The sequence below is a fragment of the Allobosea sp. GW822-FHT05A11 genome (assembly GCF_058800455.1).
In genome coordinates, this window is the sequence record NZ_JBXAMI010000003.1 from 399,369 (window position 1) to 420,758 (window position 21,390).

Consider the following 21,390-nt stretch of genomic DNA (forward strand, 5'->3'; position numbering starts at 1 on the left):
ATCCGAACCGGACACGAAGCAGCTAGCGCAAGGCTGCGACCAGAGTGAGACGGATTTGCCGCGCTGCAAAGAGGGGACGGCGCAGGGCCGATCCCCTCGTCGTTCAGCCCGCGCGCCGGAAGCCTGCGCTCGCGGTCAGCAATTGCTGGGCATAGGCCGTCTGCGGCTGGCGCGCCGCCAGGGTCTCGACCGTCATTTCCTCGACGGCACGGCCGAACTGCATGACCAGCAGGCGCTCGCACATGTGGCCAACGACCGAGAGATCGTGGCTCACGAGGATGTAGGTCAGCTTGCGTTCCTGCCGTAGCGCCGCGAGCAGATTCAGCACCTCCGCCTGGATCGAGACGTCGAGCGCCGAGGTCGGCTCGTCCAGCAGCAGGATCGAGGGTTCGAGCACGAGCGCTCGCGCGATCGCGACACGCTGGCGCTGGCCGCCCGAAAGCTGGTGCGGGTAGCGGAAGCGGAACGAGGCCGGCAGGCCGACATCGGAGAGCGCCTTGCCGATCCGGGCCTCGGCATTGTCGAGGCCATGGATCGCGAGCGGTTCGGCCAGCGTATCGTCGACCGTCTTCTTGGGATGCAGCGAGCCATAGGGGTCCTGGAAGACCATCTGGACGTTGCGGTAGAAGGCCTTGTCGCGAACCTTGGGCTGCACAACGCCCTCGATCGCGACATTGCCGCTCCATTCGCGGTTGAGACCGGAAAGCACCCGCAGGACCGTCGACTTGCCCGAGCCGGACTCGCCGACGAGGCCGTAGCTCTCGCCCTTGCGGACGTCGAAGGAGAGGTCCTTCACGACATGGGAGTCGCCGAAGGAGACGTTGAGCTTGTCGACGGAGATCGCTGCGTTCGTCATGCCAGCCACGCCGGGTCACGGTTGAGGGTGGCGAGCTTCGCCCGGGGATGGTCGAGGTCCGGCAGGCATTCGAGCAGGCCGAGCGTATAGGGATGGCGGCGGCTGCGCGCGGCCGTGTCGGCGAGCTCCGCCGCCGGCAGCGTCTCCATGACCTTGCCGCCATACATGACGATGACGCGGTCGCAGAAGGACTGCACCAGATGCAGGTCGTGGCTGATGAAGATCAGCCCCATGCCGCGCTCGGTGACGAGATCGTCGAGTATCTTGAGAATCTGGAGCTGGACGGTGACATCGAGCGCCGAGGTCGGCTCGTCGGCGATCAGGACTTCCGGCTCCGCGATCAGCATCATCGCGATCATGACGCGCTGGCCCATGCCGCCCGAGACCTCGTGCGGGTAGAGATCGTAGACGCGCGCGGGCTCGCGGATCTGCACCTGCTCCAGCATGGCGAGGCTGCGCTCGCGCGCCTCGCGGGAGCCGGCCTTGCGATGGATGCGATAGGCCTCGGCGATCTGGCTGCCGACGGTCTCGACCGGGTTCAGCGAGAATTTCGGGTCCTGCATCACCATGGAGATATGGCGGCCACGGAGCTTGCGCCGCGCCCCCTTGTCCATGGCGGTCAGGTCCTGGCCGCGGAAGCGCATGCGGTCGGCGCTGACGACGCCCGGGTGCGGGATCAGATCTAGGATGGCGCGGCCGGTCATCGACTTGCCCGAGCCGGACTCGCCGACGATGCCGAGCCGCTCGCGGCCGAGCGTGAAGGAGAGGCCGCGCACGGCCCGGACGATGCCGGTCGGTGTGTGGAAATCGACCTTGAGATTGTCGACTTCGAGAAGAGGCTGCTCGCTCGTCATCAGCTTACCTCGCATCCATGACGTCGCGGAGCCCGTCGCCGAGCAGGTTGAAGCCGAGCGCGACGATGCAGATGGCGACGCCGGGGAAGGTCGCGACCCACCACTGGTCGAAGATCTGCTCGCGGCCGGCCGAGATCATCGCGCCCCATTCGGGCATCGGCGGCTGCGCGCCGAGGCCGAGGAAGCCGAGGCCGGCGGCCGTCAGGATGATGCCGGCCATGTCGAAGGTGGTGCGCACGATCAGCGAGGACATGCACATCGGCACGACATGCTTCCAGATGATGCGCCCCTGCGAGGCACCCTGCAGGCGCATCGCGGCGATATAGTCCTGGTTGCGGATCACCATGGTCTCGGCGCGGGCGACGCGGGCATAGGGCGGCCAGGTCGTGATCGCGATGGCGATGATGGCGTTGACGATGCCGGGGCCGAGCGCCGCGACGAAGGCCAGCGCCAGCACGAGGCGCGGGAAGGCCAGGAAGACGTCGGTGATGCGCATCAGCAGCCGGTCGACCCAGCCGCCGTAGTAGCCGGAGATCGCGCCGATCAGCAGGCCGAAGGGGCCGACGGTGACGACGACCAGCAGCACGATGACCAGCGTGATGCGCGTGCCGTAGACGATGCGGCTGAAGATGTCGCGACCGAGCGCGTCGGTGCCGAACCAGTTGGTCGCCGAGGGCGGCAGGAGGCGCTTGTCGAGCGTCTGCGCGATCGGGTCGAAGGGCGCGATCAGGGGTGCGAAGGCAGCGATCAGCAGCAGCAGGACGATGATGACGAGGCCGGCCACCGCCATCGGGTTGCGCCTGAAGGCGAGCCATTGCCGGTAGAGCTGGCCGAGGCGGGCCTGACGGCGCGACTCAGGCGAGTCGCTGATCAGCCAGGCATGCAGGCCAGTGGAGGAGGTATCGCTCATGTCCGCCTCCTCAGCGCACGCGCGGATCGGCCAGGCGGCCGATGATGTCGGTCAGGAGATTGACCGCGATGAAGACGACGCCGACCACCAGCGTGCCGCCGAGAACCGCGTTCATGTCGGCGTTGAGCAGCGCATTGGTCAGATAGCGGCCGAGGCCCGGCCAGGCGAAGATCGTCTCGGTCAGCACCGAGCCCTCCAGCAGATGCATGTAGGAGAGCGCGATCACGGTGAAGAGCGGCACGGCGGCGTTGCGCAGCGCATGGCGCCAGATCACGGCCGTCTCGGAAACGCCCTTCACGCGGGCGGCGATGACATATTGCTGCTGCAGCTCGGTGATCATGAAGCTGCGCGTCATGCGGCTGATATAGGCGACCGAAAGCAGGCCGAGCACCAAGGCCGGCAGGATCAGATGCGAGAAGGCGTCCCAGAACGCCTCCCATTCGCCCTCAAGCGCGGCGTCGATCATGATGACGCCGGTGCGGGTGGTGACGATGTCCTGCCAGACGACCGAGATACGACCGGGACCAGCGACCCAGCCGAGCTTGGCGTAGAACAGCAGCAACGCCATCAGGCCGATCCAGAAGACCGGGACGGAATAGCCGACGAGGCCCACGACGCGGGCGACCTGGTCCTGCCAGCGGCCCTGGTTGACGGCGGCGAGGATGCCGAGCGGGACGCCGATGAGCACGCCGATCAGCGTGCCGAGCGTCGCGAGCTCCAGCGTCGCCGGGAAGACGCGCTTGATGTCCTCGACGACCGGGTTCGAGGTCAGCACGGAGGTGCCGAGATTCCCGGTGAAGACCTTGCCGATATAGATGGCGAATTGCTGCCAGAGCGGCTTGTCGAGGCCGAGCTCGATGCGCGCCGCTTCATAGGTCTCGGGCCGGGCGTTGTCGCCGACGACGGCGAGTACGGGATCGATCGGAATGACGCGGGCGATGAAGAAGGTGACCAGCAGCAGGCCGAACATGGTGATGACCACGGTCGTCAGCTCGCGCGAAAGCGCGCGGCCCCAGCGGCGAAGCCTTCCCGGCGCGGCGGCCTTGGCTGTGGGCGCTTGCGTCACGGCTGTCATGACCCGCCTCCGTTTCTCGTGTTTTTCGTCGGTATGCCGGAACCGGCCGCGAGCAATCCAGGCTGCGCGGACATCCGAGGCATATCCGGGGATGAGGCATGAAAGGAAACCCGCCGCGACCTTTTCAGGATCGCGGCGGGCTCCTGAGCCGGGGGCTCAGTTCTTGGTGATGGGGGCGTAGCGGTTGGTGTCCGAGCTCGGTCCGATGACCCAGCCGTTCACGTTCTTGCGCTCGGCCGAGACCTCGATCTGCTGGAACATGATGACGAAGGGCGAAACCTTCTGGTGCTCGCGCTGCAGGCCCTCATAGGCGGTCTTGCGCTTGGCCGCATCGGATTCCAGCACGGCGGCCTGGGTGGTCTTGGTCATCTGCGGGATGTCCCAGGCGTTGCGCCAGGCCAGCGTCTTCGACTTCGCCTCCTCGCCATTGTCCTCGTTGATGGCGAAGGTCTCGGCATTGGTGTGCGGGTCGAGATAGTCCGGCCCCCACTGGCCGATATAGATGTCGTGGGTGCGGGCGCGGTACTTGGTCAGCGTCTGCTTGCCGTCGCCGGGGATGATCTCCAGCTTGACGCCGGCCTGGGCCCAGGTCGCCTGGATCGCCTGGGCGATGTCGGTGATCGGCGCGACGGAACGGGTGTCCATCGTCACGGTGAAGCCGTTGGGGAGCCCGGCCTTGGCCAGCAGTTCCTTCGCCTTGGCGACGTTGAGCGAATAGGGCTTGTCCGAGATCGCGCCGAGGAAGCCCTGCGGCAGGAAGGATTCGTGGCCCTTATAGGTACCCTCGAGGATGTTCTTCTCGATCGAGGCGTAGTCGACCAAGAGCTTCAGCGCCTCGCGGACCTCGGGCTTGGCGAGGTTCGGGTTCTTCTGGTTCAGGCCGAGATAGAGGATATAGCCCTTGTCGCCCTGGACGATCTTGATCGCGTCGTTGGTCTTGACCGCCGCGAGCTGGTCCTTGGAGAGGTTGCGGGCGATATCGACGTCGCCCTTCTCGACGAGGAGGCGCTGCGAGGCCGGCTCCGCGACATGGCGCACGACAATGCGCTTGCTCTTCGGGGCGCCCTTCCACCAGCTCTCGTTTGCGTCGAGCGTGTACTGCTCGTTCGGGCGATAGCTGCGGACCTTGTAGGCGCCGGAGCCGGCCGAATTCAGCTTCAGCCAGCCATTGCCCCAGTCGCCATCCTTCTCGTTGGCCTTGACCAGCTTGGAGTCGACGATGGCAGCGACGCCGGAGGTCAGGCAGTTATAGAAGAAGGTCGGGGCGAAAGGCTTCGAGACCGTGATCTGGACGGTGTTCTCGTCGACGGCCTTCACCTTGTCGAGCACGTTCTCGGCGACGAAGCCGAACTGGCGCAGGATGAAGCCCGGCGACTTGTTCAGCGTCACCGCGCGCTGGAAGGAATAGACCACGTCGGCGGCGGTCATCGGGTTGCCGGAGTGGAACTTCACGCCTTTGCGCAGCTTGAAGGTGTAGGTCAGATTGTCGGGGCTGACGGTCCAGCTCTCGGCAAGATCCGGGATCAGCTCGTTATTCTTGGCGATATCGATATTGATGAGCTTGTCGTAGACATTCGCGCCGACCTCGACGCCCGAGAACTCGAAGGCCTCGGCCGGATCGAGCGTGATGATGTCGTCGATCTGCTTGGCCATCACGATCGTGTCCTTCGGCGTCTGCGCGAAGGCGGCGGTGGTCGACATCAGGGCCGCAAAGGCCGAAACCGCCATCAACTTGGCTACGTGACGCATCGATTTCCCCATTGTTCGTGTTGCGCGGGCGCTAGCCGCCCGTTGGGCGCTATGTGCAACCAGTCCCTAGCGGCTGTCCAGTCGACGAACGGCGATGGAAAGGGCTCGGCGAGGCATTTTGCACATCTCTTGAGCAGCAACCCGGCGCTCAGGGAGCTTTCCGGCCTTGGCGACTCCTTGCGCGCACCGACCGCCCCGCTAACCTGACGTCGCCGGCGGCTTCCGCCTGCGATTGGGGGGCGAACCTTGGCCATCATCGCCGCGCTGAACCATGTCACGCACTACCGCTACGACCGGCCGGTCACGCTCGGGCCGCAGATCGTGCGCCTGCGACCGGCGCCGCATTGCCGGGCCGGGATCGAGAGCTATTCGCTGAAGGTGACGCCGGCGCAGCATTTCGTGAACTGGCAGCAGGACCCGGCCGGCAACTGGCTGGCCCGATTTGTCTTTCCGGAACCCGTGATGGAATTCCGGATCGAGGTCGATGTCGTCACCGAACTGTCGATCATCAATCCATTCGATTTCTTCGTCGAAGCGCAGGCAGAGACCTTCCCCTTTGCCTACACGCCCGAGCAGACCGAGGAGCTTGCGCCTTACCTGGTCACGGAGCCGGCCGGGCCGCTGCTCTGCGCCTTCTTCGCCGAGCTGCCGCGCGAACCGATGAACACGGTCAACTTCATCGTCGACCTCAATGCCCGCCTGCAGCGGCGCATCGCCTATGGCATCCGCATGGAGCCCGGCGTGCAGGAACCGGAGCATACGCTCTCGATCGGGTCGGGCTCCTGCCGCGACACGAGCTGGCTGCTGGTCCAGGCGCTCCGGCATCTCGGCCTCGCGGCGCGCTTCGTCTCCGGCTACCTCATCCAGATGAAGGCGGATATCGATCCGCTCGAAGGCCCACGCGGGACCGACAAGGACTTCACCGACCTGCATGCCTGGGCCGAGGTCTATATCCCCGGCGCCGGCTGGGTTGGGCTCGATCCGACCTCGGGGCTGCTCACCGGCGAGGGCCATCTGCCGCTGGCGGCGACGGCGCATTATCGCTCGGCCGCGCCGGTCTCGGGCGTTGCGAGCTATGCCGAGACGAGCTTCGACTTCCAGATGAGCGTGACGCGGGTGCACGAGGTGCCGCGCATCACGCTGCCCTTCTCCGATGCGTCCTGGGGCGAGCTCGACGCGCTCGGTGATAAGGTCGAGGCCGATCTGCAGGCGCAGGATGTCCGTCTCACCATGGGCGGCGAACCGACTTTCGTCTCGATCGACGACCAGACCGGCGAGGAATGGAACATCGCCGCCGTCGGGCCGACCAAGCGCCAGCGCGCGGACGTGCTGATCCGCCGGCTGCGCCAGCGCTTCGCGCCCGGCGGGATGCTGCATTACGGCCAGGGCAAATGGTATCCGGGCGAGACCCTGCCGCGCTGGGCCTTCGCGCTCTACTGGCGCCGGGACGGCCAGCCGATCTGGCGCAATGCCGATCTCATCGCCCGCGAGCCCGGCGCGCAGACGGGCGGCGACCGCGAACTCGACATCGCGTCCACGATCCGCGACGCCGAGGCGCTGGCGCAGGGGCTTTCCGAGAAGCTCGGGCTCGGCGCCGACCATGTGATGCCGGCCTATGAGGACACCGGTGTCTGGCTGCTCAAGGAGGCGCAGCTGCCCGACAATGTCGACCCGCTCGATTCGCGGCTCTCCGACCCGGAGGAGCGCTCGCGGATGGCGCGGGTCTTCGAACTCGGGCTCGGCAATCCGCGCGGCTACGTCATCCCGGTGCAGCGCTGGCAGGCGGGCGCGAACGACCGCCGCTGGCGCTCGGAGAAATGGCAGCTGCGCCGCGGCAAGCTCTTCCTGGTGCCCGGCGACTCGCCGGTCGGCTACCGTTTGCCCTTAGGCTCGCTGCCGGTCGTGCCCAAGGCCGAATACCCGCATATCCACCCGCAGGACCCGATGGAACCGCGTCCGCCGCTGCCGGCGGCAGGGCCGGCCGGGGCGAGCTGGACCGATCATCCCGAGGCACGGCCTGCAGAACCGGCCGCCACGGAGGAACGGCCCGGTCCGGCACAGATGAGCATCGGCGCAACTGCGGCGGCGGGTCCGGTCCAGGACCGGCGCGAGCAGGAGATCGGCGGCGAGCATGTCCGCACCGCGCTCAGCCTCGAAATCCGCGACAATGTGCTCTGCGTCTTCCTGCCCCCGGTCGAGCGGCTGGAGGATTATCTCGACCTTGTCGCCTCGGTCGAGGCGGTGGCGGAAGAGCTTGGCCAGCCCGTGCATATCGAGGGCTATGCGCCGCCCTTCGACCCCCGCCTCGACGTCATCAAGGTCACGCCCGATCCCGGCGTGATCGAAGTCAATATCCACCCGGCAAAGGACTGGCGCGAGGCGGCGGCGATCACGCAGGGCGTCTACGAGGAGGCGCGGCTGGCGCGGCTCTGCGCCGAGAAATTCATGGTCGACGGCCGCCATACCGGCACCGGCGGCGGCAACCATGTCGTGCTCGGCGGCGTGACGCCGGCCGACTCGCCCTTCCTGCGCCGGCCGGACCTGCTCAAGAGCATCATCCTCTACTGGAACCGGCACCCGTCGCTGTCCTACCTGTTCTCGGGGCTGTTCATCGGCCCGACAAGCCAGGCGCCGCGCATCGACGAGGCAAGGCAAGATCAGCTCTACGAACTGGAGATCGCGCTGGCGCAGGTGCCCAGGCCCGGCGAAAAGCCGATCCCGCTCTGGCTGGTCGACCGGTTGTTGCGCAACCTGCTGGTCGACGTCTCCGGCAACACGCACCGCACCGAGATCTGCATCGACAAGCTCTATTCCCCGGACGGACCGACCGGCCGGCTAGGCCTCGTCGAGTTCCGCGGTTTCGAGATGCCGCCGGATGCACGGATGTCGCTCGCCCAGCAACTGCTGCTGCGCGCGCTCATCGCCTGGTTCTGGCGGGAGCCGCTCGACGGCAAGCTGGTTCGGTGGGGCACGACCTTGCATGACCGTTTCATGCTGCCCGAGATGGTCTGGCAGGATTTCAAGGACGTGCTCGCAGACCTCAAGCGCGCCGGCTACGCCTTCGATCCCGTCTGGTTCGAGGCGCAGGCCGAGTTCCGCTTCCCCTTCTTCGGCAAGGTCGCGCATGGCGGCGTCGAGATCGAGATCCGGCAGGCGCTCGAACCCTGGCATGTCATGGGCGAGGAAGGCGCGATCGGCGGCACGGTGCGCTATGTCGACTCGTCGATCGAGCGTCTGCAGGTCAAGGCGACCGGACTGGTGCCGGGCCGTCATCTCGTCACCTGCAACGGCCGGCGCCTGCCGCTGACGGAAACCGGCGTCTCGGGCGAGGCCGTCGCAGCGGTGCGCTTCAAGGCCTGGCAGCCGGCATCTGGCCTGCATCCGAAGATCCCGGTGCATGCGCCATTGACCTTCGACATCGTCGATCTCTGGTCCGGCCGCTCGCTCGGCGGTTGCGTCTACCATGTCGCCCATCCCGGGGGGCGCAATTACGAGACACCTCCGGTCAATTCCTACGAGGCGGAGGCAAGACGGCTCGCACGTTTCGAGGCGATCGGTCATAGTCCCGGCGCTCTGGCGATTCCGCCGGAGGAACGCAGCGCCGAATTCCCGCTCACGCTGGACCTGAGGCGCCCGACAGGGATCTGACGCGAAGAATGCCGGTGCAGGGCCGCATCCGATCGGGACGCAGCAGGGCCGAGCGGCGCGCATCGCTGCTTGCCGGCTATCGTCCCTTGCCGGGCGTCTGCGACGAGTTCATCGACGAGAACGGGAATGTGCGCCCGCATTGGGAGCCGTTCCTGTCGGGCTGGTGCGCCCTGTCGCCCTCGGAGCTGAACCAGCGCTTCGGGTTGGCCGACCGGCATGTCCGCGACACCGGCGTGTCCTATCGCGTCCATGGCGATATCGACGAGCGCGACCCCGGCGTCGGCGAGCGTGCCTGGCCCCTGTCGCATGTGCCGCTCGTCATTCCCGAGGCGGAATGGCAGGCGATCGCCGCCGGCGTGACGCAGCGCGCCGAATTGCTCTCGACCCTGCTCGACGACATCTACGGGCCGGGCGAATTGATCGCGGAGGGCCTCCTGCCCGCTGCAGTCGTTACCGGCAGCCCCGATTATCTGCGCCCGATGCACGGGATCGCAGGCGGCGGCACGCTCCAGCTCTATGCGGCCGATCTCGGCCGTGGTCCGGACGGACGCTGGTGGGTGCTGCAGGACCGGACCCAGGCCCCTTCCGGCGCCGGCTACGCGCTGGAGAACCGGCTGGCGCTGGCGCGCGCCTTCCCCGACATGTTCCGCAACATGAACATCGAGAGGCTGGCGGCCTTCTTCCAGGGCTTTCGAGCGGGGCTGGTTTCCAGCTCGAAACGTGTCGAGCCGCGCATCGCCCTGCTGACGCCCGGCCCGCTCAACGAAAGCTATTTCGAGCAGGCCTATCTGGCGCGCTATCTCGGCTTCCTGCTGGTCGAGGGTGGCGACCTGCTGATGCGCGAGGGCCGCGTGCATGTGCGCACCATCGCCGGCCTGAAGCGCGCCGACGTGATCTGGCGACGCATCGACGGCGATTTCGCCGATCCGCTCGAGCTCAATTCCCGCTCGGCGCTCGGTGTCGCCGGGCTGGTCGAGGCTGCCCGGCAAGGTCAGGTCCGCATCGCCAACGGGCTCGGCTCCGGGGTCGTCGAGGCACGCGCCCTGATGGGCTTCCTGCCAGCCCTGGCGCGGAAACTGCTCGGCCAGGACCTGATCCTGCCGAATATCGCGACATGGTGGTGCGGGCAGCCGCAGGAGCGGCAGACCGTGCTCGACAGGCTGGGCGAGATGAGCATCGCACCGGCCTTCCGCGGCGGCGGCAACGGCACCGACCCGTCTCAGGTCGTGGCCGGGGAATTGCCGGAGGCGGAGCGCGCAGCGCTGCGCGAGCGCATCGAGGCACATGGCATGGATTATGTCGGGCAGGAGGTCGTCAGGCTCTCGACCATGCCGGTCTTCCAGAACGGCCGGCTCGAACCGCATCCGATGACGCTGCGCGTCTTCGCCGCGGCGACGCCCGACGGCTGGAAAGTGATGCCCGGCGGCTTCTGCCGGATCTCCGACGAACCCGATGCCCGTGCGGTCAGCATGCGCAACGGCGTGCGCTCCAGCGATGTCTGGGTCACCTCGAACGAGCCGGTCGCGCAGGTCACCCTGCTGCCGGCGCCGGACCGCATCAGTATCCGCCGCGTCACCGGCACGCTGCCGAGCCGGGCCGCCGACAACCTGTTCTGGCTCGGACGCTATCTGGAGCGCGGCGAGGCGATCCTGCGCCTGGTGCGCGCTCTGCTCGGCCGCCTGATCGATCCCGACCCGGCGCCCGGCCGCAACGACACGGTGCGCCAGCTCGCCGGCATGCTCGTTGCCTGGGGCGCCGCGCCCGCCGGGCAGGAACGCCGGGCGCCGGCGGCACAGGCCTATGCCGCGCTCTACAGCCTCGACGATTACGGCTCTGCCGCCGCTTCGCTGCGCGAGGCGCGGCGCACCGCCTCGGGCATCCGCGAGCGCCTCTCCGTCGATGCCTGGCGGCTGTTCGGCGACCTCCAGCGCCAGCTCGATCCCGAGGACGGGCGCAAGCCGAGCGAGGGCGAGGCCTACGAAATCGCCGACCGGGCGCTGAAATCGCTCGCCGCCTTCTCCGGCCTCGGCCAGGAAAACATGGTGCGCGGCAACGGCTGGCGCTTCCTCGATATCGGCAGGCGGCTGGAACGGGGCATCGCGACCTGCCGCTTCGCCCGACAGTTCGCCGACAGCAACGCCTCCAGTGACAGCCTCGACGCGCTGCTCGACCTGACTGACTCGCAGATCACCTATCGCTCGCGCTACCTGCTTGGCGCCAGCCTGCAGCCCGTGCTCGACCTCGTCATGCTCGACCCCTACAATCCGCGCTCGGTCGCCTTCCAGGTCGAGCGGCTCGACGCCGAGATCGCCGCCCTGCCGACGCTTGCCGATGACGGCATGCTGGAGGCACCGCGCCGGCTGGTGCTGCGGCTGGCGGCCGATTGCCGGACGATGGAGGCAAGCCGGCTCGACCGCACCAGCATCCTGCTGTTCGAACAGTTGCTGATGGGGCTCTCGGGCGCGATCGCCGATCGCTATTTCCTGCAGAACAGCGGCCCCGAAGGCTCGCGGATGACGAGCATCGCGTGATCTACGAGCTGCGCCACGTCACGACCTACGGCTATAGCCGGCCGGTGCCCTTTTCACGCTGCATCCTGCGGCTTTTGCCGCGCGACGGGGCGGGCCAGCGCGTGCTGAAGAGCGAATTGCTGATCACGCCCCGCCCGGCCGAACGCAATGACGGGCTCTGCTTCTTCGGCAACCGCATGACCACGATCACGATCACCAAGCCGCATCGCGAGCTGAAGCTCGAAATGCGGGCGCGGATCGAGGTCGACCGGCCGCCGCCGCCGCATGCCGGGCTGACGCGGAACTGGGAGGATGTCGCGGCGCTGGCGCTCGATTCCCGGAGCCTCGCGCCGGATTCGCCGGCGCATCACCTTTATCCCAGTCGGCTCGTGCCGCATGTCCCCGCGGTGATCGACTATGCCCGGTCGAGCTTCGACGCCGGCCGACCGGTGCTGGAAGCGGCCTGCGAGCTGATGGCCCGGATCAGGCGCGACTTCACCTACGATCCCGAAGCGACCGAGGTGACGACGCCGCTGGCGGAAGCCTTCGAGCAACGCCACGGTGTCTGCCAGGATTTCGCGCATATCATGATCGCGGGCCTCAGAGGCCTTGGCCTGCCGGCTGCCTATATCTCCGGCTATATCCGCACGATCCCGCCGCCGGGCCAGAAGCGGCTCGAGGGCGCCGATGCCAGCCATGCCTGGGCGATGCTGTGGTGCGGGCCGGAAATCGGCTGGGTCGGGCTCGACCCGACCAATGACCTGATCGTCGCCGACGACCATATCGTCACCGCCTTCGGCCGCGACTATGCCGATGTCGCCCCGCTCGACGGCGTGGTGATCGGGCCGGGCACGCAGAAGGTCGGCGTCGCCGTGGACGTGGTGCCCGTAGGCTGAGCCTTTAGGCCGCCGTATCCGCAGCGAACGGCTGCGGCGAACGGGCGTGCGTCTCCCCCCAGCTCTTCAGCGCCATGATCACCGGCTCCAAGGTCTTCCCCTTGGCAGACAGGCTGTACTCCACGCGCGGCGGTACTTCCGGGTAGACGACGCGCACGATCAGGCCGTCCGCCTCCAGCTCGCGCAGTTGCGTCGTCAGCATACGCTGGGTGACGCCGGGGATCCGTCGGCGGATTTCGTTGAAGCGCAAGGTCCCGCTCATCAGGTGATAGAGCGCGATGCCCTTCCACTTGCCGCCGATCAGGCCGAGTGCCGCCTCAACAGGGCAGCCGGCCGAGCAATAGGGCTCCTGGAAGCGCGGCGGCATGACGGTATCCTTTTCGACACTATGGGCTGAAATTGTGCGTTCTTGCGCCTTATGAAGGTTATGCGCATCTCGGCTCCATCGCAATGCAGGAGAGACGCCATGCGCGCCGTCGGATACCGCCAGTCGCAACCCATCACCGCCGAGACCAGCCTGATCGATCTCGACCTGCCCGTGCCGAAGGCGGCCGGGCGCGACCTGCTGGTCGAGGTCAAGGCCGTCTCGGTCAACCCGGTCGACACCAAGCTCCGCGTCCGCAGCCAGCCGGCGGAGGGCCAGACCAGCGTACTCGGCTGGGATGCGGCCGGCACCGTCAGGGCGGTGGGGCCGGAGGTGACCGGGTTCAAGCCGGGCGACGCGGTGTTCTATGCCGGGGCGATCGACCGGCCGGGCTCGAATGCGGAATTCCATCTCGTCGACGAGCGCATCGTCGGGCCGAAGCCGAAGAGCCTTGGCTTCGCCGAAGCCGCTGCCCTGCCGCTCACCGCCATCACCGCCTGGGAAATGCTGTTCGACCGGCTCGATATCCGCAAGCCCGTGCCGGGCGCGGCGAACGCGCTGCTGATCATCGGCGGCGCAGGCGGCGTCGGCTCCATCGCGATCCAGCTCGCGCGCCAGCTCAGCGACGTCACGGTGATCGCGACCGCCTCACGGCCGGAAACCCGCGCCTGGGCACAGGAACTCGGCGCGCATCATGTGATCGACCACACCAAGCCGCTGCCCGCTCAGATCGCGGCGCTCGGCATCGGCGCGCCGGCCTTCGTCTTCTCGACGACCCATACCGACACCCATCTGGAGGGCATCGTCGAACTGATGGCGCCGCAGGGCCGGTTCGGCCTGATCGACGACCCGAAGACGCTCGACGCCAATCCATTGAAGCGCAAGAGCCTGTCGCTGCACTGGGAGCTGATGTTCACCCGCTCGCTGTTCCAGACCGCCGACATGGGCGAGCAGGGCAAGCTCCTGGCGGAGGTTTCGCGTCTCGTCGACGAAGGCAAGATCCGCACGACGCTGGCGGAGCATTTCGGCACGATCAACGCGACCAATCTCAAGCGGGCGCATGCGCTGATCGAGAGCAACCGCGCCAAAGGCAAGATCGTGCTGGAAGGCTTCTGAGCCTCGCGGGCCGGCCCGCGCTCAGGCGGCGAGTGCGGCGCAGGCCTTCGCACAGGCACGGCAGGCGGCGACGCAGGAATCCATGTCGCCGACCCGTGCGCAGTCGGTTGCACAGGCCTCGCAGACCTCGGCGCATTCCCTGGCCATGTGACGGCCGTGGACCGAATCCATCAAAAGCAAATGCGCCGTGGTCCGGCAGATTTCGGCGCAAGCCGCCATCAGGCGCAGATGGTCGGGCTCGGCATAAGCGCCGCCCACCTTCAGGCAATGGGTCATCGCCATGCCGTGGCAGTGCTTGTAGCAGTCGAGCGCGAGGTCGGCTGCGTTGCGCGTCTTCGGGTCGAGATGGTGCATGTCGCGGCTCCGATCGGGAGGGGTATCCCGATCAACCGCCGCGACAGGCGCCCTGTTCCGGTGGTCAGGCCAGCGTGTAGGCCGTCTTGACCGTGGTGTAGAACTCCTTGGCGTAGGCGCCCTGCTCGCGCGGGCCGTAGCTGGAGCCCTTCCGGCCGCCGAACGGGACGTGGTAGTCGACGCCCGCCGTCGGCAGGTTGACCATCACCATGCCGGCCTCGCTGTTGCGCTTGAAATGCGTCGCATACTTGAGCGAGGTCGTGCAGATGCCCGAGGAGAGGCCGAACTCGGTGTCGTTGGCGAGGCTGAGCGCCTCCTCGTAATCCTTGACGCGGACGATGTTGGCGACCGGTCCGAAGACCTCCTCGCGCGAGATGCGCATGGCGTTGGTCGTCTCGGTGAAGAGCGCCGGCTGGAGGTAGAAGCCGGGGGTCTCGCGCTTCAGGAGCTCGCCGCCGAAGACCAGCTTGCCGCCCTCGTCCTTGGCGATCTGGATGTATTTCAGGTTCTGGTCGAGCTGGCTCTGGTCGACCACGGGGCCGATATGGGTGCCGGCCTTCAGCGCATCGTCGACGACGACGCTCTTCAGGCGCTCGATGCAGGCCTCGACAAATTTGTCATGGATGCCGGCCTGGACGATCAGGCGCGAGGAGGCCGTGCAGCGCTGGCCGGTCGAGAAGAAGGCGCCATTCACGGCAACCTCGACGGCGACCTTCAGGTCGGCGTCATCGAGCACGACGAGCGGGTTCTTGCCGCCCATCTCGAGCTGGACCTTCTTCATCGGATTGCCGGCGATGCAGGCGGCCGCGACCTTGCGGCCGGTCGGGACCGAACCGGTGAAGGAGATCGCATGCACGTCCTTGTGCTCCAGCAGCGCCTGGCCGACGACCGAGCCGCGGCCCATGACGAGGTTGAGCGCGCCCTTGGGCAGGCCGGCACGCTGGAGGATGTCGACCAGCGCCCAGGCCGAGCCCGGCACGAGATCGGCGGGCTTCAGGACGACGCAATTGCCCCAGGCCAGCGCCGGGGCGATCTTCCAGGCGGGGATCGCGATCGGGAAGTTCCAGGGCGTGATCATGCCGACGATGCCGACCGCCTCGCGGGTGATCTCGACGCCGACGCCCGGACGCACCGACGGCACCATCTCGCCGCCGAGGCGCAGGCACTCGCCGGCGAAGAAGGCGAAGACCTGGCCGGCGCGGGTCGCCTCGCCGATGCCTTCGGCGAGGGTCTTGCCCTCCTCGCGCGAGAGCAGGCGGCCGAGCTCGTCCTTGCGGGCGAGGATCTCGTCGGAGGCCTTCTTCAGGATGTCGTAGCGCTCCTGCGGAGTGGAGCGGCTCCAGGCCGGGAAGGCGGCCTTGGCGGCGGCGACCGCGTTGTTCAGGTCCTCGACCGTCCCTTGCGTGTACTCGCCGACGACGTCGTTGGTGTTCGAGGGGTTGATGTTGCGCGAGGCATTGGCGCCGCCGGCCCATTCGCCAGCGATGAGGTTCTTGAAGGGCGCGTTCATCTCTCTCTCCCACGAAACAGGCTCGTGGCAGGGTGTTAGCGCCTTTGGAACGGGAAGGCCAATGCCCAGGGCGACAGGCTATTTTTCCTTGATCGAAAGCCCGTTCTTGCCGACAGAGATTTCCACGCCGTCCGGCTGCTTCTTCTCCTGGTAGAGCGAATAGCCGGTCACGGCGAGAGCGGCGACGAGAACAAGGACCAGTACAACCAGAAGATGACGCGAAGCGAGCATGGAGAAATCCTGTTGAAGGCGGCCAAGCCGCAAGCCCGATCCCAACGCGGGCCGGGCGGCGATGTTCCGCTGCACCGCCGGGAACGTTGCTTCTCGCGCAGCGTTGGCATGGCGCACAGGCCGGTTCCCATGCGACGCTGGCCATGACAGGATCGCACCGGCAGGAGGTTGCCATGGCCGACACCGAACTGCAGGATCGCATCTGGGCTGCGCTATCCGCCCACCCGGTCTACATGGTCTCGCTCGTCGCCGAAGGCGACATCAGGACCAGGCCGATGTCCGGCCATCTCGACCGCGACCACCACCGCCTGCTCTTCATCACGCACCGGCATACCGGCATCATCGGCGCGGCCTTGCGCTCGCCCTCCGTCAGCGTGGCGATCAGCCATGAGGACCGCAATTTCTACGCCGCGATCTCCTGCTCGGCCTCCGAGGTCCCGAGCCGCGAGACGCTGCGCGAGGTCTGGACGCCGATGGCGAGCGCCTGGTTTCCGAACGGGCCTGATGATCCCGACGCGACGCTGCTGGCGCTCACGCCGACCTCCGCCGAGATATGGGACGGCCCGTCGAGCAGCGTGCTCGTCGCCTTCAAGCTGGCAACCGCCAAGATTCTCGGCCGCACGCCCGATCTTGGCGTCAACGCCACGATCGACATGCGCTGAGCCCGTTCAACCCGGGTCGGAAGCGGCCATTTTGCGTCCGAGCCATGCGTTCGCAACGCTCGACCAGACGACCCCGAGAGCCCAGCCGCCGAGGACGTCTGACGGCCAGTGCACGCCGAGATAGATCCGGCTGAGCCCGATCAGGCCGACCAAGACCACCGCCATGACCATGCAGAAGCGGGCGATATCCGCGCGCCGCGAGGCGAGGCCGACGAAGCCGGCGATGGTCAGCAGCGTCACGGCCGAGAGGAAGGCGTGGCCGCTCGGGAAGCTCGCGGTGAAGGTCAATGCCGCGTGCTCGACGATATCCGGCCGCGGGCGGGCGATGACGATCTTCAAGCCGGTGCTGGCCAGGAAAGCGGCAGCGAGGCTGACGACGAGCCCGATCGCGAGATGGCGGTAGCCGCAGAGCCAGAGCGCCAGCGTCGCCGTCAACGCCATGAAGAACAGTCCGACGAAGCTGCCGAGCGCCGTCATGTCGCGCACCGCCTCCTGAAACCAGGCCGGCCCGAGCGGAACTGCGGGGTTGGCGGCATCGCGGAACAGCATGATCAGTGTGGTATCGAGGGAGAAGCTGCGTCCGGAAATGATCAGCAGCGCCAGCCCGAGGAAGACCAGGCCGGCCACGGCGGGAACGAGGATGCGTGGCTGGGGCAAGAAGCGCGATCTCCGAAAGGTCTGGGACAGAAGATTACCGGAGGGCACCGGGGTCGAACAGGCGGCGTTCCGCCGCCTGTGACTCGCGGGCTTCGTTACGCGCTCGCCGGGCGGGCGGCGATCACGCTGAGCGCCTTCGGCAGGAGACCGTAACGCAAGGGGCCGGCCTTGCGCTCGACCTCCCCGTCGAAAGTGATGTGCCCGCGCCGCTTGTCGCGCCGCATCAACGTCACCGCATCGCCGGTGAAGGAGGTCAGATTATGCGAATCACGCCAATGACCGGACACGACCGACAAGGCCGCCTTGCCACGTGAATAGAGACCGCCGGCATTCAGGACATGCACCTCGAAGACGCCATCGTCGAGCCGTGGACGACGCCAGTCCGCGCCCTCGAAGCAGTTCACCGTGACGAGCACCGCATCGGCTTCGACGAGGCGATGGTCGCTGCCAATGGTGATGTCGAGCATGACCGGGCGCGTGAACAGGATCGAGCGCGTCGCGGCGATGCCGAAGGCCGCCGCACGGCTGAAGGGAAAGCGCCGGCGCGCATATTCGCGCTCGCGCGCCATCAGGCTGAAGAAGCCCATGCCGGACAGCGAATGGAACAGCCGGTCATTGACCCGGCCGACATCCATCTCCACCGGCTCGCCCCGGCAGAGCGCCCCGACCTGCTGCTCCAGCGGGCCGGCGAGCCCGAGATCGCGGCCGAGCACGTTCACGGTGCCCATCGGCAGGATGCCGACCGGGCGGTCGGCCTGGATCAGGACCGGCAAGGCGCCGTTGATCGTGCCGTCGCCACCGGCGAGGACCGGCATCGCGTGGCGGTCCTCGATCGCGAGGGACAGCGCATCGTCGATCTCGCGCGGGGGCACGAGGTGTACGTCAGCGCCGCAGCCATGGGCCGCGAAGGCAGCCTCCAGCCGCGTGGCGAAAGCATCCGCGCCGGCTTCAAGAACCGTTCCGGCGCGGGCATTGACGATGACGGTGTAGCGCATGGTGCTGGGGTAGATGGGTGGCGCCCGATCACGCGCAAGAGCGGTTACGCGGCGGCCGGGCGCGCGTCGAACTGTTCCGGCATCGATGGCATCAATGGCATCGGCACCTCCTCGATCTCTTCGGTGACGACCTCAAAGCGCTGCAGGGTATGGGTTCCGAAGGAGCTGATCATCGCGACATCGGTCGCGTCGCGGCCGCGCGCGATGACGATGCGGCCGATGCGCGGTTCGTTATGGCGGGCATCGAACGTGTACCAGCGCCCGCCGAGGAAGACCTCGAACCAGGCATTGAAATCCATCGGGGCGGGATTGGGCGCCACACCGATATCGCCGAGATAGCCGTTGCAGTAGCGCGCCGGGATATTCATGCAGCGGCAGAGCGTGACGGCGAGGTGCGCGAAATCGCGGCAGACGCCGATCCGCTCCTCGAAAGCCTCGGCGGCGGTGCGGGTGTTGCGGGCGAAATGGTAGCCGAAGCTCAGGTGATTATGGACGAAGTCGACGATCGCCTGCACGCGCGGCCAGCCCGGCTGGACCTGCCCGAACAGGCTCCAGGCCTGGTCGTAGAGCTTGTCGGTCTCGCAGTAGCGGCTGCCCAGAAGATAGACGAGGGCCGCGTCCGGGAGACGCGACGGAGAAACCTCGCGGGCGACCGGATTGACGATATCGGGCTCGCCGGAATCGTGGACGATCCCCTCGGATTCCAGCCTGATGCCGCCGGGCGGCGCGATCATCCGCCGGCGAATGTTGCCGAAGGCATCGAGATCCTGCGTCATCGCAATCGGCCGGGAGGGATCGGCGAGCGAGGTCAGCCTCATCTCGTCAGGCGTCGTCAGATCGTGCCGGCGCGACGGATGCACGTCCAGCAAGGTGATCAAGGGCATGTCATGGGCACAGATCAGCTCGATCCGATAGCCGTAACGGATGCGCATCTCGCCTTCTCCTGATGTGAGGGCCGGGACCGCTGCGCGAACTGGCTGCTGCGGATCTTCGGGTGCGTTGATCCCCCGCCGATTAGACGCGCGAAGGGGGTCTGCTGTTCCCGCGGATTTGCGAAAAATGGTCCGGAAACCGCGGAATTCAGCCGTTTGCAGCACCCTAAAAAAGAAGATGCGGGCCTTTCGGCCCGCATCCCGCCGCCACGACGGTTCGGCTGGGGGGATAGCAACCGCCGCGACCTGCGCCCTGATCGGCTCCGCATTCCTTGAAACGCGACCGATTCAAACTATAACTTGGCGGGTCACCTTCAGGCGAAATCGCCCTGCGGTCACATCATCCAGTAAGGCATCGTGCCGTAGTAGTCGTGGACACGCTTGCCGTAAGCCTTGTCGTCCCAGTCCGGCTCGCCTTCGCTGTCATACATCGGCGCCGCCTCGAGCTGTTCCTTGGTCAGCGGCACGACATAGCCGCCGCGCTGCGTGTCGTAGTCGAGAACGCTCCACGGGATCGGATGGTATTTCTCGCCCAGCCCGAGGAAACCGCCGAAGGACATGATGGCGTAGGCGACCTTCCCGGTCAGCTTGTCGAGCATCACGTCGTAGATTTCGCCGAGATGATCGCCGGCCGCGTTGTAGACATCCGTGCCGGCAACGCGGGCACCCGCAATGAGCGGATTGGCGGTCGCAGTGGCGGTCATGGGAACATCGGTCATGGTCTTCCCCCTTGTTTCGCGATGGGATGCCGGAGAAAGCGCCCTCCGGCGGGACTTGCCTCACCAACCGACGCTGGGACGATAGGTTCCGGCGCGACCGGGAAAATTCGCGGCCTTCGTGCGGACACGAAATCCCTCTCCAAGACGGAAGACCGATGGAAGAAGGCGATAGCGGTTTGCCGCCAGGCGGAACCTTCGTCGCCCGACACTGTTGGGTGCTTCGAGCGACCCGTCATCTCACGGAGGAGGAGAGATCATGATCATCAAGAAGCTGCTGCTTGTCGCAGCCATCGGCGCCGCGCTGGGCGCCTGTACGCCCCGCGAGCAGAATGCCGGCACGGGCGCGCTGATCGGCGCGGGCGCCGGCGCCATCATCGGCGGCGCGGCCACGGGACGCGCCGGCGGCGCATTGGCCGGTGCAGCGATCGGCGGCGCGAGCGGTGCGATCATTGGCGGCGCGGCGACGCGTCAAAGCTGCTACGGGCGGGATGAATGGGGTCGCCGCGTGGTCTACGACTGCTGAGGTAGCAGTATCCCAACGAAGGCCCGCCTCACCGGCGGGCCTTTTCTTTTGCGCGAATCTGCGTGGCGGCCCCTGCCCTCAGGCCGCCCCATATGGCCCGAAGCGCCCGACGAAGCGGTGGCGGAAGCCGGGATAGAGCAGGCGCACCGCCGTCACCGGATGCGACTGGTTCCAGGTTCGCCGTTCGACCAAGAGGCAGGGCTCACCGACCGCGATGTCGAGCAAGGCGGCCTGCTCTTCGCCAGCCCCGATCGCGCTGATCGCATGCTCGGCCTGCGACCACAGGCTGTGCTGCAAGAGCCAGTCACCCGGCGGGGTCCCGGCAAAATCCTCTTCCGCAAGCCCGGTCACGCCGGCAACATGGATGACGCGCTCCTCCAGCACATGCGGCTTGCCGTCGGCGCGGTGCAGGACGAGGAGATGCGCCACCTTGTCGGAGCGCTTCAGGCCGAACAGCTCGGCGACCTCCGGCGAAGGCCGGCCGTCGGTGCGCGCCAGCACCTCATAGGCGTAAGCCTGGCCGAGCTGCCGCACCTCTTCCGGGATCGAGAGGATATCGAGCATGGCGTGGCTCGCCGGGGGCGTCGCGACCACGGTTCCCGAACGGCGGCGGCGGATGATCAGCCCCTCGCGAGCAAGCTGGACGAGCGCGCGATGCACGGTCATCCGCGAGGCACCGAGCTGCTCCATCAGCGCATGTTCGGGCGGCACGCTCGTCCCTGGCTGCCATTCCCCGCTGACGACGAGATCGCGGATCGCCCGCCGGATCTGGTCATAGACCGGCCCGGCACCGTCCAGTTTCACCGCGTCGAGCCGGGTCTCCGTCATC

At 67.2% G+C, this 21,390-nt stretch carries 20 protein-coding genes; 6 read left to right on the forward strand and 14 right to left on the reverse strand.

The features are described 5' to 3' along the window. Positions 1 to 103: 103 nt before the first annotated feature. From AC1RLU_RS11465 to AC1RLU_RS11485, 5 genes are all read right to left on the reverse strand, one after another. On the reverse strand, positions 104 to 856 hold the full coding sequence (locus AC1RLU_RS11465; protein ID WP_492795627.1) for an ABC transporter ATP-binding protein: 753 nt from the start codon (positions 854 to 856) through the stop codon (positions 104 to 106). Beyond that, positions 853 to 1,710, reverse strand: coding sequence for an ABC transporter ATP-binding protein (locus tag AC1RLU_RS11470; protein ID WP_492795628.1), 858 nt, complete (start codon positions 1,708 to 1,710; stop codon positions 853 to 855). Before AC1RLU_RS11470 ends, AC1RLU_RS11465 begins: the two co-directional genes overlap by 4 nt. A gap of 4 nt (positions 1,711 to 1,714) precedes the next feature. Then, positions 1,715 to 2,620: a nickel transporter permease gene (gene nikC, locus AC1RLU_RS11475; protein WP_492795629.1), complete on the reverse strand. Its 906-nt coding sequence runs from the start codon at positions 2,618 to 2,620 to the stop codon at positions 1,715 to 1,717. A gap of 10 nt (positions 2,621 to 2,630) precedes the next feature. Then, entirely contained in the window at positions 2,631 to 3,695 is a 1,065-nt protein-coding gene (locus AC1RLU_RS11480) for an ABC transporter permease (protein ID WP_091855959.1), read from the reverse strand. 156 nt (positions 3,696 to 3,851) lie between these two features. Then, a complete protein-coding gene (locus AC1RLU_RS11485; protein ID WP_492795631.1) occupies positions 3,852 to 5,456 on the reverse strand; it encodes an ABC transporter substrate-binding protein in 1,605 nt (534 codons plus the stop codon). A gap of 234 nt (positions 5,457 to 5,690) precedes the next feature. On the opposite strand from AC1RLU_RS11485, the gene AC1RLU_RS11490 reads away from it, so the two are divergent. The 3 genes from AC1RLU_RS11490 to AC1RLU_RS11500 are packed head-to-tail and all read left to right on the forward strand — an operon-like array spanning position 5,691 to position 12,498. Next, complete coding sequence (locus tag AC1RLU_RS11490; RefSeq protein WP_492795633.1) at positions 5,691 to 9,092, forward strand: transglutaminase family protein; 3,402 nt, start codon at positions 5,691 to 5,693, stop codon at positions 9,090 to 9,092. An 8-nt stretch (positions 9,093 to 9,100) separates the two neighbouring features. Further along, complete coding sequence (locus AC1RLU_RS11495) at positions 9,101 to 11,623, forward strand: circularly permuted type 2 ATP-grasp protein (protein WP_492795635.1); 2,523 nt, start codon at positions 9,101 to 9,103, stop codon at positions 11,621 to 11,623. Beyond that, complete coding sequence (locus tag AC1RLU_RS11500; protein ID WP_061965034.1) at positions 11,620 to 12,498, forward strand: transglutaminase family protein; 879 nt, start codon at positions 11,620 to 11,622, stop codon at positions 12,496 to 12,498. Before AC1RLU_RS11495 ends, AC1RLU_RS11500 begins: the two co-directional genes overlap by 4 nt. A 4-nt stretch (positions 12,499 to 12,502) precedes the next feature. Here the strand turns inward: AC1RLU_RS11500 and AC1RLU_RS11505 are convergent, their stop codons facing one another. Further along, entirely contained in the window at positions 12,503 to 12,865 is a 363-nt protein-coding gene (locus AC1RLU_RS11505) for a winged helix-turn-helix transcriptional regulator (RefSeq protein ID WP_492795637.1), read from the reverse strand. Positions 12,866 to 12,964: 99 nt separating this feature from the next. Here AC1RLU_RS11505 and AC1RLU_RS11510 point away from each other — a divergent pair, with 99 nt between their 5' ends. Further along, a complete protein-coding gene (locus AC1RLU_RS11510; protein ID WP_492795639.1) occupies positions 12,965 to 13,978 on the forward strand; it encodes a zinc-binding alcohol dehydrogenase family protein in 1,014 nt (337 codons plus the stop codon). Positions 13,979 to 13,999: 21 nt separating this feature from the next. Here the strand turns inward: AC1RLU_RS11510 and AC1RLU_RS11515 are convergent, their stop codons facing one another. The 3 genes from AC1RLU_RS11515 to AC1RLU_RS11525 form a co-directional block, all read right to left on the reverse strand. After that, positions 14,000 to 14,332, reverse strand: coding sequence for a four-helix bundle copper-binding protein (locus AC1RLU_RS11515; RefSeq protein ID WP_492795641.1), 333 nt, complete (start codon positions 14,330 to 14,332; stop codon positions 14,000 to 14,002). Between the two features lie 64 nt (positions 14,333 to 14,396). Continuing rightward, entirely contained in the window at positions 14,397 to 15,842 is a 1,446-nt protein-coding gene (locus AC1RLU_RS11520; protein ID WP_492795643.1) for an aldehyde dehydrogenase family protein, read from the reverse strand. A gap of 78 nt (positions 15,843 to 15,920) precedes the next feature. Then, a complete protein-coding gene (locus tag AC1RLU_RS11525; RefSeq protein ID WP_492795644.1) occupies positions 15,921 to 16,190 on the reverse strand; it encodes a hypothetical protein in 270 nt (89 codons plus the stop codon). 56 nt (positions 16,191 to 16,246) lie between these two features. Here AC1RLU_RS11525 and AC1RLU_RS11530 point away from each other — a divergent pair, with 56 nt between their 5' ends. Next, positions 16,247 to 16,735 carry a pyridoxamine 5'-phosphate oxidase family protein gene (locus tag AC1RLU_RS11530; RefSeq protein ID WP_492795646.1) on the forward strand — a complete coding sequence of 163 codons (489 nt, stop codon included), beginning with the start codon at positions 16,247 to 16,249 and terminating at the stop codon, positions 16,733 to 16,735. Positions 16,736 to 16,741: 6 nt separating this feature from the next. Here AC1RLU_RS11530 and AC1RLU_RS11535 read toward each other — a convergent pair whose 3' ends face one another. The 4 genes from AC1RLU_RS11535 to AC1RLU_RS11550 form a co-directional block, all read right to left on the reverse strand. Next, entirely contained in the window at positions 16,742 to 17,392 is a 651-nt protein-coding gene (locus tag AC1RLU_RS11535) for a phosphatase PAP2 family protein (RefSeq protein WP_492795647.1), read from the reverse strand. Positions 17,393 to 17,487: 95 nt separating this feature from the next. After that, on the reverse strand, positions 17,488 to 18,387 hold the full coding sequence (locus AC1RLU_RS11540) for a diacylglycerol/lipid kinase family protein (protein WP_492795649.1): 900 nt from the start codon (positions 18,385 to 18,387) through the stop codon (positions 17,488 to 17,490). A 44-nt stretch (positions 18,388 to 18,431) separates the two neighbouring features. After that, positions 18,432 to 19,319: a transglutaminase-like domain-containing protein gene (locus tag AC1RLU_RS11545; protein WP_492795651.1), complete on the reverse strand. Its 888-nt coding sequence runs from the start codon at positions 19,317 to 19,319 to the stop codon at positions 18,432 to 18,434. Positions 19,320 to 19,654: 335 nt separating this feature from the next. Continuing rightward, a complete protein-coding gene (locus tag AC1RLU_RS11550; RefSeq protein ID WP_061965051.1) occupies positions 19,655 to 20,038 on the reverse strand; it encodes a PRC-barrel domain-containing protein in 384 nt (127 codons plus the stop codon). Positions 20,039 to 20,294: 256 nt separating this feature from the next. Here AC1RLU_RS11550 and AC1RLU_RS11555 point away from each other — a divergent pair, with 256 nt between their 5' ends. Further along, complete coding sequence (locus tag AC1RLU_RS11555; protein WP_200959588.1) at positions 20,295 to 20,561, forward strand: YMGG-like glycine zipper-containing protein; 267 nt, start codon at positions 20,295 to 20,297, stop codon at positions 20,559 to 20,561. Between the two features lie 78 nt (positions 20,562 to 20,639). Here AC1RLU_RS11555 and hutC read toward each other — a convergent pair whose 3' ends face one another. After that, positions 20,640 to 21,389 carry a histidine utilization transcriptional repressor HutC gene (gene hutC / locus AC1RLU_RS11560; RefSeq protein ID WP_492795653.1) on the reverse strand — a complete coding sequence of 250 codons (750 nt, stop codon included), beginning with the start codon at positions 21,387 to 21,389 and terminating at the stop codon, positions 20,640 to 20,642. Position 21,390: the final 1 nt, after the last annotated feature.